This is a genomic window from Virgibacillus sp. 6R (assembly GCF_001895305.1).
Classification (GTDB): domain Bacteria; phylum Bacillota; class Bacilli; order Bacillales; family Amphibacillaceae; genus Virgibacillus; species Virgibacillus pantothenticus.
The window spans coordinates 613,516-627,071 of record NZ_CP017762.1 but is presented as its reverse complement, the minus strand read 5'-3'; the positions used below and the strand labels follow the sequence as shown (position 1 = coordinate 627,071).

The window sequence follows — 13,556 nt, the reverse complement described above, 5'->3', positions numbered from 1 at the left end:
AATCTTCAACAGTGCTATTTAATAAGGCTCCTTTATTTATATATCGGCTTTGTTTGTCAAAAGTTCAATTTTTTTGCCACTATTACTTATCCAGTTGTTGTTGTTTGTAGATAGTTCCTTTTTCAACATATGATTGACAAATGCGCTGCATTTCCACGAAGTCGTCCTCTGTCAGCTCTCTGACAACTTTTGCTGGACTGCCTAGCGCTAATGTATATGGAGGGATCTTTTTTCCAGGTGGTACAAGACTTCCAGCGCCGATAAAGGCATACTCGCCAATTTCAGAACCATCTAGCAAAATAGAACCCATCCCAATTAAGGCATGTTTACGTATATATGTAGAATGTAATGTTGCCTGATGTCCGACTGTGACATCGTTTTCGATAACTAACGGGATGCCAGGGCTTTGGTGCAGGACAGATAAGTCTTGGATACTAATCCGCTCTCCAATAATTACTGGGGCGACATCTCCACGAATGACTGTCTTAAACCATATGCTAGATTGTTTACCAATGGTAACATCACCGATAATGCTTGCGTCATCTGCGATAAATGCAGAATCATGAATCGTTGGATATATTCCTTTATAAGACTGTATCATTTGAATCCTCCTAAAAAATATGATGATAATAGTAATGGAAACAAACATTATAAGAATGCTTGAAAATGGAACGGAGGCAGCATGTTGAGTAATCTAGTACCAAGCACACCTATCCCTTTAATGATAACAGTTTATCGAAAGATCTTTCCAGCAGTAAGCAAGGAGCTTGCTGTTTGGAAACAGCGAGCCGATGAAATACCTGATGAAGAATTGCGCTTTCAGGCGCTTGCAAGCATGTCTGAAAAACGATTTCATTGTCAAGGCGGAGCAGTGTATGCTTTGTTATCAGGGGCTAGGTGGAGAGAGTGTATACGTTTTATTGTTGCTTATCAAACGATTAGCGATTATTTAGACAATTTATGTGATCGAAGTACAACCTTGGACCCGTCATCTTTTTCATTGTTGCATACATCTATGATAGATGCCCATTGTCCAAGGTCAGAGCCGAAAGATTATTATGCATTTTTTCACCACAAACAAGATAATGGCTACTTGCAACAACTTGTACAAACGTGTAACGATGTCGTTGCTAAATTAGATGATATTCCGACATATCAAGAGCAGGCTTTACAATTGACAAGATTGTATAGTGATTTACAAGTGCATAAACATGTTAAACAAGAAGAAAGGGTTCCGCGTTTAACAAATTGGTCAAAAGAGAAAAATTGCCATCCATTAGCGTGGTATGAATTCTCAGCTGCAACTGGATCAACTTTAGGGATTTTTTGTTTAATGGCGTACAGTTTGGCTGGGAGATTGCATCGAAAATTAGCAAATAAAATTGTGACAGCTTATTTTCCTTATATACAAGGGTTGCATATTCTACTGGATTATTATATAGATCAACAGGAGGATAAAGAGGAGGGCGACTTAAATTTCTGTTCGTACTATGAAAGTCAAACGGTCATGCATGAACGCTTCCAATATTTTTGTGAGCAGGCAAAGGTATATGCAGGTACCATACCTAATCCAAGCTTCCATAAGATGGTTGTTCAAGGGTTGGTTGGATTATATTTAGGGGATGGGAAAGTAAATCACATAAATGATTCAACGCCCTTCAAACAGCTGCTGTTTCAAACTGCTGGAAAGCCTGCTATGTTTTTTTATCGTAATACAAGAATATATTATTTTTTTAAACAGTTTATACATTAAAGAACCGCTGTTACAAATAAGTAACAACGGTTCAGTACAGTTTACTGTTCTTGGGTAGGGTAGAAACTGTAAATATGTGAATTATAAAGCGTTGGTTTTACAAGTTCAGGAAGAAAACTATCTTCAACTTTATCTTGGATGTTATATTCCTTTGTATGCGTCACGATAGATAGTGGCTAATTCGGTAATTAAAGGTAGCTTCGGATTGGCTGTAGTACATTGATCTTCAAATGCTAGTTCAGCAAGGGTATCAACTTTTGCTTCAAATTCCTGTTTATTTACGCCTGTATCCTTAATGCTCATTGGGATATTCAGTTCTTTAGCAAGCTTAATGATTGCTTGAACTAAGCTTTCTACTCCTTCTTCAACCGTTCTTGCTGGAAGTCCTAGAGCTTTTGCTATTTCTGCATAACGTTCATCAGCAACAAAATAAGCGTATTTAGGGAATGTAGCAAATTTTTCTGGTTTTTTCGCATTGTAACGAATGACATGTGGCAGTAAAATTGTATTTGCTCTACCGTGCGCAATACCAAATGCAGCCCCTAGTTTATGTGCTAATGAGTGATTAATTCCTAAGAACGCATTGGAGAATGCCATTCCCGCTATCGTTGATGCATTATGCATTTTTTCTCTAGCTAACTCATCATTTCCGTTGTGATATGCTTTCGGCAAATATTGAAACACTAATTGGATGGCCTTGATGGCAAGTGCATCTGTATAATCATTCGCCAAGTTGGATACATAAGCTTCAATGGCATGTGTTAATACGTCCATACCAGTATCAGCTGTTACTTGCTTTGGAACAGACATAACGAATTGCGGATCAACGATTGCAACATTTGGTGTCATTTCATAGTCAGCTAATGGATATTTAGTATTTGATTCTTTATCGGTAACAACTGTAAAAGATGTAACTTCTGAGCCCGTTCCTGACGTAGTCGGCACACATACTAATTGAGCAAGTCGTCCTAACTTCGGATATTTTACGATACGTTTTCGAATGTCCATGAATTTTTGTTTTAGGGCATTAAAATCTGCATCTGGATACTCATAGAATAACCACATTGCTTTAGCGGCGTCCATTGGTGATCCACCACCGATAGCGATAATAACGTCTGGCTTAAATTGTTGCATTAACGCCGTACCCTTACGGATAGTATCAATTGATGGGTCAGCTTCGACATCTGAAAATATTTCACAATGAACATAATCAGGACGTTTCCGCAAATAGTAAAGTGCTTTATCGACGTAACCAAGCTCAACCATCATAGGATCTGTGACAATAAATGCTTTTGATATGTCCGGCATTTTTTCTAAATATTGAATTGCATTTTTTTCGAAATAAATTTTAGGAGGTAGTTTAAACCATTGCATATTATTTCTCCTCCGCGCCATTTTTTTGATGTTCATTAAATTAATCGTTCCGACGTTTGTTGATACCGAGTTTCCTCCATACGTTCCACAGCCTAAAGTAAGAGAAGGCATATGATTATTGTAAATATCGCCGATAGCTCCTTGAGAAGAAGGGGAATTTACGATAAGTCTTCCTGCTTTCATGCGGAGCGAGAACGTTTCGATAACCTGTTGATCAGTGGAATGAATAACAGCTGAATGCCCAAGTCCGCCGAAGTGAAGCATTTCATCAGCACGCTTTAAACCTTCTTCTGTACTATTTACTTTGTAGCAAGCTAGTACAGGACTTAATTTTTCTCTGGATAATGGAAATTCTGGTCCAACCCCTTCAATTTCTGCTAGTAATATTTTTGTGTTTTTAGCTACATTTACTCCAGCCATTTTAGCAATTTCATATGCAGGTTTACCGACAATATCAGGGTTGACTGCACAGGTAGTTGGATTGATAACGAGTTTCTCTACTTTCTTTCTTTCTTCTTCTGTTAGGAAATGACAATTATTGGCAACTAGCTCGTGTTTCACCGTATCATAAATCTCTTGGTCAATGATAACCGCTTGTTCAGAAGCACAGATCATTCCATTATCAAATGTTTTGGATAAAATCAAATCATTAACAGCTCGTTTTATTTGCGCTGTTTTTTCGATATAACAAGGCACGTTTCCTGGACCGACTCCAAGAGCTGGTTTTCCAGAACTATAAGCAGATTTAACCATACCAGATCCACCAGTAGCTAAGATAAGCGATACACCGGAATGATTCATTAATCCCTTCGTAGCCTCTACAGAAGGAGATTCAATCCACTGTATACAATTTTTAGGTGCCCCTGCTTTGATTGCTGCATCCAATAATACTTTTGCTGCTTGACTGCTACATTTTTGAGCAGAAGGATGGAAAGCAAAAATAATCGGGTTTCTTGTTTTAATCGAAATGAGTGATTTAAACATCGTAGTAGATGTTGGGTTTGTAACTGGTGTTATTCCACAGATTATTCCAGCAGGTTCAGCAATTTCTACGATTCCTTCTTGTTCATCCTCATGAATTACACCAACAGTTTTATCATATTTAATATTGTGGTAAATATATTCCGTTGCAAAAATATTTTTGATTGCTTTATCTTCAAAGACCCCTCGTCCGGTTTCTTCAATTGCTAGTTTTGCTAGTGGCATATGTTGGTCGAGTCCAGCTAAGGCCATTTCTTTGACAATTGTATCAATCGTTTCCTGATCTAACTGTTTTAAACCTTCTAAAGCCTCTTCAGCTTGAGAAACTAACTGATCAATTCTGGTAGCAACTTGCTCTTCTTTTCCTCTTGTTTTATCAGTCATAATAGGACTCCTCCTTAGTTTGTGAAATACTGAGCAATCTTTTTACACCTTCATTATATAACGTGTTTTTATAAATTTCCACACCTTTTGTGAAATACTGAGCATACTTTTTAGTTTGTAATCGCTGTACTATAACAAGCAAACGTTTCCATTATTGGTTTAATAGGATTATGTATTTTTTGTGAACAGACGATGCTTTTACCTTACTTCTATGATTTAATAAGACTTTCGTGGATAGAATTATCGAGAATTGCTCAAGTCCTAAGTGATTACGAAACATACCTAAGAACTTCACTTTGGGGAGTTATGGGGGTTAGCAGCATAATAAATTCCCAATTCGTTTAAGGTCATCCATTTGGTCATAGACAATCTAGCGGGGATGAAAGAAAAGCCACACTGATTGGTGTTCATTTACAGTGTATACAATAATGCTGTTTGGAGTGCTATATGCTAAAAGATTTGAAAAAGACTATAACTTTGTTAGGTGAAATGCGCCCTTGCTCAATGATGGATGCTGCTTGAAGAAAACAAAGTAATTATGCAGCTAATATATAGGAAGAAAATAGTTAAGTCAGTATATTTTTTTATAAATGGAGCAGGAAATTTATCCCGCATATAAGCTGTTGTAAGACTCTTACTTAACAGGAGTTGAATAATCTGTACTGTAACAAGTCTAAGTGGGAGGTAACAAGTACCTATGCTCTATTTCTTAAACGCCTTTAAGTCATTCCATTATGGTGCTAACAATCCGTGGAGGAGGAATGAAAACCCTCACTAATTGAAGATTTACTTTATTGTTTTGAATGTTTACATACGCCCCCCCGTTTCACAAGCAGAGGCAGAGAACTTTTTAGAGTAGTGTGTAAAAAAATATGGGATGCTTGGAGTCGTGCTTAGTAGAAGTTGTTGTAACTGGCAATAAGATCTCCTCCACTTCCATGCTAAGAAGTGAAACCTAGGGAGGTAAGTGGAGGATCCAACTGCAGGTTAAATGAACGTTTCTGTTTATAGACCTTTAGGTTAGATAACCTTGTGGTACTAACTAATCTTTAAAGAAGGATAAAAGAAAACCCTGATTGTAGATACGCTTTATGTACTGCTTGTTTTGTTTTAATGATGTAGCAGCTATAAACTTAATATCTTCGTTTTCTTTTTTCAATTGCAATAATGAAGGGCGGATTATTTTTTTGATTAATAAATCGATATTGTAATACATGATAGGAACGTTGGCTTAACTGCATTACATGTTTTAATACAGCTTCCTTTTCTTCTTGTCCTCCTTGATGACCATAATAGACAACGATAACAATTAGGCCGTTTGTTTTTAAATAATGTAAAATCGTGTTGATGGCGGAAATGGTTGAAGCAGCGTTTGTTATGATGGATTTGTCGCTTTTAGGTAAATAGCCAAGATTAAATACAGCTCCACCAATTAACATTTCTTTCGTAGGTAAGTATTTTTCTAAGTTTTCATGGCTATCATGAATGACAGATACATTCGTTTTTTGATGATCTTCTATTAGCTGTTTGGTTGTTTGGATTGCTTGTGCTTGAATATCAAATGCCAGGACATGACCGTTTGCGCCAACAACGTTGCTTAAAAACAATGTGTCCTTTCCATTTCCGCAGGTAGCATCAATAACCGTTTCATCCTTTTCGATCGTTGATTCTAGTAAATAATGGGCATAGTGTAAAATTCCGTGCAACATGATTATCTCCTTTTATTGACTTATTCATTGTTATTTTATCAGATTGAGTCATACGTTGTCTTGACAAAGCGATACGAATTCATTACAATTCGATATAATAGGATAGGATAATGACAATGCCGAGGAATAGTAATAAATCCCTTCAGGTATAGAGAGGCAGTGATTGGTGGAAACTGTCCCTGAATATTTATGAACTCGCCTTGAGCCGTTGCAGAAGCGAATTTTTATGTAGTTTCTGACGTATGTCCACGTTACGGATTTTAAGCGAATGCAGATCATGCATTAAATTGGGTGGTACCGCGGGAAATAGCATCTCGTCCCTTCTATAACTAAGGAGGGATAGAGATGCTTTTTTTGATGACGTAATGATTTTGAGTTCTGTGCAGAATATAGCGGATAAATTTGAATGACAGGCACGAAGCCTTACTACGTCCCAAACATATTTCTGCTTGAATAATAATACTTGGCAATCGCTTGAACTAATGTCTGAATTGCCTAAGTTGAAGATAAAGGGAGGAAAATACATGAGTTTCCATCATCAGCAAATAGAAAAGAAATGGCAAACGTATTGGCTGAAGAATAAAACATTTAAAACGGATACGTTTTCCGAAAAAGAAAAAATATATGCACTAGATATGTTCCCGTATCCATCGGGATCAGGTTTGCATGTAGGTCATCCAGAAGGGTATACAGCTACTGATATTATTTCCAGAATGAAACGAATGCAAGGCTATGAAGTATTGCACCCAATGGGGTGGGATGCATTTGGTCTTCCAGCTGAACAGTATGCCATTGATACAGGCAATAGTCCAGCGGAATTTACGAAGAAGAATATAGCTGTTTTTAAGCGTCAAATCCAAGCACTAGGGTTTTCTTACGACTGGGACCGTGAAATCAACACAACAGATCCTGACTATTATAAGTGGACACAGTGGATTTTTATAAAATTGTATGAACGTGGTCTAGCATACATGGATGAAGTTCCAGTTAATTGGTGCCCTGCTTTAGGAACGGTATTAGCAAATGAAGAGGTTATCGATGGAAAAAGCGAACGAGGAGGCCATCCCGTGATCCGCAAGCCGATGAAGCAATGGATGTTGCGAATAACTGCATATGCGGATCGACTGTTAGAGGATTTGGAAGAATTGGATTGGCCTGAGAGCTTAAAAGATATGCAACGTAATTGGATTGGCAGATCTGAAGGTGCTGAGGTTCGGTTTGAAATTGCTTCCTTTAATGAGGAATTTACAGTGTTTACAACTAGACCCGATACATTGTTTGGAGCCACATACGCCGTTTTCGCTCCAGAACACCCTTTAGTGAAGAAAATTGTAACAGAGGAACAAAGAGAAGCTGTCGATAATTACATCCATGCAATTGAAACGAAGTCTGATTTAGAACGCACAGAATTATCAAAGGAAAAAACAGGCGTATTCACAGGTGCATATGCGATTAATCCTGTAAATGGTAACAAGATGCCAATCTGGATTGCTGATTATGTGTTAATGAGTTACGGTTCAGGAGCAATTATGGCGGTTCCGGCACATGATGAAAGGGACTATGAATTTGCTACAAAGTTTGAACTTCCGATTGTTGAAGTAGTTGCAGGCGGAGATATTTCAAAAGAAGCTTATACTGGTGATGGTGAACATATTAATTCTGAATTTTTGAATGGTCTAGGTAAAGATGCAGCCATTTCTAAAATAATTGACTGGTTGGAGGAGCATGAAAAAGGTACAAAAAAAATAACGTACCGCCTTCGTGACTGGTTGTTCGCTAGACAGCGCTATTGGGGAGAACCAATTCCGGTTATCCACTGGGAAGATGGTTCGATGACAACTGTGCCTGAAGAAGAATTGCCATTAGAATTACCAAAAATGGATAACATTAAGCCTTCGGGTACTGGAGAATCACCTTTAGCTAATTGTACAGAGTGGGTAAATGTCGTAGACCCTAAAACTGGTATGAAAGGAAGAAGAGAAACAAATACAATGCCACAATGGGCAGGAAGTTGCTGGTATTTCTTGCGCTATATTGATCCGAAAAATGGTGACCAGTTGGCTGATCCGGATGCTCTAAAGCGATGGTTACCAGTTGATTTATATATTGGCGGGGCTGAGCATGCTGTTCTTCATCTACTATATGCACGCTTCTGGCATAAGTTTTTATATGATATAGGTGCCGTACCAACCAAAGAACCGTTCATGAAGTTATTTAACCAAGGAATGATTCTTGGAGAAGGCAATGAAAAAATGAGTAAGTCAAAAGGGAATGTTGTAAATCCCGACGATGTACTAGAGTCTCATGGTGCAGATACATTGCGGCTTTATGAAATGTTTATGGGGCCTTTAGACGCCTCTGTTGCCTGGTCGGAAAATGGACTTGATGGCTCACGTCGTTTCCTTGATCGTGTGTGGCGACTTATTGTTGATGAAAATGGTCAACTTTCTCATAAAATTGTGGAAGAAAATGACGGTAGGCTAGAAAAAACGTATCATGAAACGGTGAAAAAAGTGACCGAGGATTTTGATAATCTACATTTTAATACAGCTATTTCACAAATGATGGTATTTGTTAATGAATGTTATAAAGCAGAGAATCTCTATAAAGAATATATTGTAGGGTTTATAAAGATGCTCTCACCAATTGCTCCTCATATTACTGAAGAAATATGGCAAATACTAGGTCATTCTAACACGATTGCTTATGAACCATGGCCAACTTATGATGAAAATAAATTGGTCGAAGATGAAGTGGAGATTGTTTTGCAGGTAATGGGGAAAGTTCGCGCGAAAATCCTTGTCTCGAAGGATACTTCAAAGGAAGAATTGGAAAAAGTGGCTTTGGAAAATGAAAAAGTAAAAGAGTTGATTGCTGGTAAAACGGTTCGTAAAGTTATTGTTGTACCAGAAAAACTAGTTAATATCGTTGCAAATTAAGCAGGATAACATTTTTTATTAACAAAGGCGCGGGGCGCCCGTTTAGCAACGTAGCGATTGGAACGAATCAACTAAAGATTTAGGAATCATGCCACTAAAACAGGGGTATGCCGACGTCTGGGCGGCAAGCCCGTTTTTAGTCGGCCTTCCCCTTAGTGACAAACCGATGATGCCTTATCGTAGGGCGCATTTCTAAAGTCACCTAGTTGCTGGGCTCATGCGCCGGACGTGGCTATTCGGTTCGTTATCCCCAAGTACCTCATTTTATACTTTTGTATGAAAAAAAGCTATTTACCATTATATAAGTTATTTATTTTAGGTAGTATTTCAAGAATCTAAACATTATAAAGCAAAATTTTTCATAATAGATGGTGGCTCGCGCTCTAGGCGAGCCATGGTGGTTTCTTATCTCATAAAAAAGAGTTTCTTGCAAAACTTTTTAAAATGAATAAACCGCATGAAGTTAGATTGCCAACTCTGATTTCATGCGGTTTTATTGTTTCTCGTATATAAGTTGCTGTAAGACTCCCACTTCAGGAGTTGGATAATCTGTACTGCGGCAAGTCTAAGTGGAAGATAACAGCACCAATGCCCGATTCATTTATCTAACAATCTGTGGCGGAGGAATGCCCCCCATTGATGGAAGATTCAACACTTTATTAAGTGCGTTTTTTAAATAGATGGAACCCAGTCTGTTTTTATAATAATCCAATTATCATTTTCAAAATACCATATTGTTTCAACTGTGCCAAGCTGGTCGGCATGGTAAGCACCGCTAATTTGTTGATAGCTTTTTAACCCATACCCTTTACTTGCGCTAATTTTAATTGGTTCAAAGAAAGCGATCGGATCAATCATAACGGATTTATTTTCAGAAATTAAATTCCCTTCCTTATTATAAATTCCAAGTCGAATATAATCTTCTGCCCGAGGTTGTACATCTACTTTAATCGGTTTACTTGTAGCGGTTAATTGTATGTTAACCTTAAAGTTTGGTTGAAAACTCCCGCTTAAATAAGTCTGTTCAGGCAATGGTATTCTTTGTAGAACGGTGTGAAGGATTGTGTTTAATTGGTAACTATAAAGTCCACCACTTCCACCGGTAGCGCTTTGGTAAAAAATATCCTTTATTCCATCGTGATTCAAATCTATAAATTGTAAACTCGGATCATAGCCGCCAGGGTATATTATTTGCCATTGATTTTGCTCGTTAGAAATTTCCGCCCATATTTCTCGATAATAAGTTGATCCAGAAGAAAACAGTGTTCCCAACAATTTGATTGTTTCTAGTTTGTTATCTCCAGTAACATCCGCATGATATGTTTGAATTAAAGTTGGTTTTGTCTCTTCAGCATATGTATTTGGCAAAGGAAAAACAAATAACAATATACTGAATAGAAAAAACGTATATATATACTTCATCATTCACTCTCCATTTTTATTTTGTTAACTTTAGAATGTGTTACAGGGTTGAAAGTTATCCGTTGAAAATTTATTATGTAAGTACGTGTTATAGAGTTGGATTACGAGTCCTATAAGTGTTTCTATTTATACTGTAGATAAGTTACTGTAAGTAGACTCCTACTTCTGAAGTTGGATATCTGTACTGCAACAAGTCTAAGCAGGAGATAACAGCACCTAAATGACCGTATTTCGTAAGAGGCCTTTAGGTCAACCATTATCGTACTAACAATCAGTAGGGGAAGGAATAAAAACCCCGCCGATTGAAGATTCACTTATATGAAAAATCAAACGTAGATATGATACCAGTTGTTTAATGCTGTAGCTTCTATTGCACACTGTAATTATGAGGTAATACGGAACAGTCAACAATGAGGTCCATCATTATAATACAAACGACTTTGCAAATAGAGTGTACACGCAACACAGTACTTTGTACTAAAAATGAAAAGCTAGAGGTGAGAAAATGGTTAGAGTAAAAGAATTGACACCAGAAGAAGTAGAGAAAAAATTAGCAAAAAATGATGGCATAATAGAGCTTATCGATGTACGTGAAGACGATGAAGTGGCACAAGGCAAGATTCCAGAGATAACACATATTCCTTTACAGCAAATCCCTGAGAAAACTGAGCAATTAGATAAAACTAAACAATATATTATGGTATGTCGGTCTGGAAGGAGAAGTGAAAAAGCTGCTGCTTATTTACAAGAACAAGGCTTCAATGTAACCAATATGGTTGGTGGGATGCTGGAATGGAAGGGAGAAGTAATCAGTTAAGAAAAATGCGGGGAAAGGGTTGACTTTTTTCCTGCATACCTTTAATATAGTTTTTGCTGTCGCAAGCAGGAAAGCACTGTTAGCTGTTTATAATTACATGTTTGACATCTAGTCCTACACATGTTATAATTAAAATCCTCATTAAGGATAGTAACACAAGCATATAGCCTAATGAGGGAGCTAACTCGGTTATTAGTTTAAATAGTTTTATAATTATCGAGTTGACTATTTAAGGATGCTTTATTTGCTCTTTGAAAACTGAACAAAACAACCAGTATGTCAAGAAAAGCAATCTCTGTTTTTCTTTTAAAAAATCGACCGAGAGCAATCTCGGAAGAAGCTAAGAATGATGAAGAACGGTGTTCATCATCACAAACTTTTATGGCAAATGAGTAACACGTTACTTATTTGCACAAGTGCAACTTCACTTTTGCAAACACCAAAAGTGAGTTTTCTATGGAGAGTTTGATCTTGGCTCAGGACGAACGCTGGCGGCGTGCCTAATACATGCAAGTCGAGCGCGGGAAGCAAGCAGATCTCCTTCGGGAGTGACGCTTGTGGAACGAGCGGCGGACGGGTGAGTAACACGTGGGCAACCTACCTGTAAGACTGGGATAACTCCGGGAAACCGGGGCTAATACCGGATGATACATATCGTCGCATGACGAGATGTTGAAAGGCGGCATATGCTGTCACTTACAGATGGGCCCGCGGCGCATTAGCTAGTTGGTGAGATAAAAGCTCACCAAGGCGACGATGCGTAGCCGACCTGAGAGGGTGATCGGCCACACTGGGACTGAGACACGGCCCAGACTCCTACGGGAGGCAGCAGTAGGGAATCTTCCGCAATGGACGAAAGTCTGACGGAGCAACGCCGCGTGAGTGATGAAGGTTTTCGGATCGTAAAACTCTGTTGTTAGGGAAGAACAAGTGCCATTCGAATAGGTTGGCACCTTGACGGTACCTAACCAGAAAGCCCCGGCTAACTACGTGCCAGCAGCCGCGGTAATACGTAGGGGGCAAGCGTTGTCCGGAATTATTGGGCGTAAAGCGCGCGCAGGCGGTCCTTTAAGTCTGATGTGAAAGCCCACGGCTTAACCGTGGAGGGCCATTGGAAACTGGGGGACTTGAGTACAGAAGAGGAGAGTGGAATTCCACGTGTAGCGGTGAAATGCGTAGAGATGTGGAGGAACACCAGTGGCGAAGGCGACTCTCTGGTCTGTAACTGACGCTGAGGTGCGAAAGCGTGGGTAGCGAACAGGATTAGATACCCTGGTAGTCCACGCCGTAAACGATGAGTGCTAGGTGTTAGGGGGTTTCCGCCCCTTAGTGCTGAAGTTAACGCATTAAGCACTCCGCCTGGGGAGTACGGCCGCAAGGCTGAAACTCAAAAGAATTGACGGGGACCCGCACAAGCGGTGGAGCATGTGGTTTAATTCGAAGCAACGCGAAGAACCTTACCAGGTCTTGACATCCTCTGACGCCCCTAGAGATAGGGAGTTCCCTTCGGGGACAGAGTGACAGGTGGTGCATGGTTGTCGTCAGCTCGTGTCGTGAGATGTTGGGTTAAGTCCCGCAACGAGCGCAACCCTTGATCTTAGTTGCCAGCATTTAGTTGGGCACTCTAAGGTGACTGCCGGTGACAAACCGGAGGAAGGTGGGGATGACGTCAAATCATCATGCCCCTTATGACCTGGGCTACACACGTGCTACAATGGATGGAACAAAGGGCAGCGAAGCCGCGAGGCCAAGCAAATCCCATAAAACCATTCTCAGTTCGGATTGCAGGCTGCAACTCGCCTGCATGAAGCCGGAATCGCTAGTAATCGCGGATCAGCATGCCGCGGTGAATACGTTCCCGGGTCTTGTACACACCGCCCGTCACACCACGAGAGTTGGTAACACCCGAAGTCGGTGAGGTAACCTTTTGGAGCCAGCCGCCGAAGGTGGGACCAATGATTGGGGTGAAGTCGTAACAAGGTAGCCGTATCGGAAGGTGCGGCTGGATCACCTCCTTTCTAAGGAATAGATAGGAAGCTTTGGCGTTGTTTGAACGTTGAAGCTAGACTATGCGGAAGACATACTTGGTTGTTTGGTTCAGTTTTGAGAGAGTAAATTATACCTCTCAAGGATAAAAGGATTTTCTGTTAAAATCCGTCACGTCCTGTGACGAACAC

General features: G+C 39.4%; 7 protein-coding genes, 1 rRNA gene and 1 other annotated feature. Of the genes, 4 read left to right on the top strand and 4 right to left on the bottom strand.

The genetic code is table 11. The features are described 5' to 3' along the window. Positions 1-82: 82 nt before the first annotated feature. Entirely contained in the window at positions 83-601 is a 519-nt protein-coding gene (locus tag BKP57_RS02975) for a gamma carbonic anhydrase (protein WP_050350427.1), read from the bottom strand. A gap of 81 nt (positions 602-682) precedes the next feature. Here BKP57_RS02975 and BKP57_RS02970 point away from each other — a divergent pair, with 81 nt between their 5' ends. Continuing rightward, positions 683-1,753: a tetraprenyl-beta-curcumene synthase family protein gene (locus BKP57_RS02970; protein ID WP_072740967.1), complete on the top strand. Its 1,071-nt coding sequence runs from the start codon at positions 683-685 to the stop codon at positions 1,751-1,753. Positions 1,754-1,894: 141 nt separating this feature from the next. Here the strand turns inward: BKP57_RS02970 and adhE are convergent, their stop codons facing one another. Then, a complete protein-coding gene (adhE, locus tag BKP57_RS02965) occupies positions 1,895-4,492 on the bottom strand; it encodes a bifunctional acetaldehyde-CoA/alcohol dehydrogenase (protein ID WP_050350429.1) in 2,598 nt (865 codons plus the stop codon). 1,133 nt (positions 4,493-5,625) lie between these two features. After that, positions 5,626-6,201, bottom strand: coding sequence for a tRNA 5-(aminomethyl)-2-thiouridylate-methyltransferase MnmM (locus BKP57_RS02960; protein ID WP_050350430.1), 576 nt, complete (start codon positions 6,199-6,201; stop codon positions 5,626-5,628). Between the two features lie 107 nt (positions 6,202-6,308). Next, positions 6,309-6,526: a binding site (T-box leader), on the top strand. A 199-nt stretch (positions 6,527-6,725) separates the two neighbouring features. Here BKP57_RS02960 and leuS point away from each other — a divergent pair. Further along, entirely contained in the window at positions 6,726-9,140 is a 2,415-nt protein-coding gene (leuS, locus tag BKP57_RS02955) for a leucine--tRNA ligase (RefSeq protein WP_072740966.1), read from the top strand. Between the two features lie 672 nt (positions 9,141-9,812). Here leuS and BKP57_RS02950 read toward each other — a convergent pair. Next, a complete protein-coding gene (locus tag BKP57_RS02950) occupies positions 9,813-10,565 on the bottom strand; it encodes a hypothetical protein (protein ID WP_232231311.1) in 753 nt (250 codons plus the stop codon). Positions 10,566-11,067: 502 nt separating this feature from the next. Here BKP57_RS02950 and BKP57_RS02945 point away from each other — a divergent pair. Together BKP57_RS02945 and BKP57_RS02940 are read left to right on the top strand one after the other, a co-directional pair. Further along, on the top strand, positions 11,068-11,379 hold the full coding sequence (locus BKP57_RS02945; protein ID WP_050350433.1) for a rhodanese-like domain-containing protein: 312 nt from the start codon (positions 11,068-11,070) through the stop codon (positions 11,377-11,379). Positions 11,380-11,832: 453 nt separating this feature from the next. Then, positions 11,833-13,397 (top strand): 16S ribosomal RNA (locus tag BKP57_RS02940). The last annotated feature ends 159 nt before the right edge of the window (positions 13,398-13,556 follow it).